At 61.1% G+C, this 733-nt stretch carries 1 protein-coding gene; it reads right to left on the reverse strand.

Features of this window, described 5'->3' with window-relative positions; all coding sequences use genetic code 11:
* Window positions 1–119: 119 nt before the first annotated feature.
* Entirely contained in the window at window positions 120–491 is a 372-nt protein-coding gene (locus JKL46_RS34995) for an IS4/Tn5 family transposase DNA-binding protein (RefSeq protein WP_201843050.1), read from the reverse strand.
* Window positions 492–733: the final 242 nt, after the last annotated feature.

The following is a 733-nucleotide window of genomic DNA, read 5'->3' on the forward strand; positions in this document are numbered from 1 at the left end:
ACGACCCTCAGCTGACCTGGAATGTCCGCACTATTCACCGTCATTGCGTCCACAGTCTCCATTGCGGACACAGCCTCCTTCACTGCATCAACAATGAAAAGGTGCGGAGATTTGCGCGCTTACTCCTGAATGACCAGGATCGGGCCATCGACCGCAGCAAAGCGGCTGCGGGTGGCCTGGAAGTGGCCCTGAAGGATCGCGTGCTCGGAGACTTTGGTATTGGACAGGAAGCGATAGGCTGCTTTGGTGTTGGCCCAGTCCTGGCAGGCCAGCGGAAGGCTGCCTCCGACGGCGCCGGCAATCTGGACGAGAAGCTTGCGGAGGCGCCGGCCGAGACGTTGATCGGGCAAGCTGCAGCCGGCGAGCTCCCGATCGACCCAGGCGACGACATCCGCAGCATCGTCAATGGAGTGGGGTGCCGGGAGCGACGCCCTCGTCATGGTGTGGCACCCGCACAGCCGCAGCTTCGCGGGCCAGAGATCACCTGACATGATCCCGGCCTGCGGGTCTGAGCATGATTACGGGAGGGATGAGATAGAACCCAGTCCATGGGGCACCTCTCTCCAGGGATGAGGAGCCAGACAGGGAATCATGCCGGTTTCAGCCAGGCAAGCGCTGCCGTTCAACGCCAGAATTGTGGGTAATTGCAAGGTGGCAGGAACTATACCGGAATGTGGGTGATGACGGATTGAGAAAGGCGACGTATCGAGGCGGGTGTCGAGCCTGCCAGAAC

Source organism: Microvirga zambiensis WSM3693 (genome assembly GCF_016735695.1).
Classification (GTDB): Bacteria; Pseudomonadota; Alphaproteobacteria; order Rhizobiales; family Beijerinckiaceae; genus Microvirga; species Microvirga zambiensis.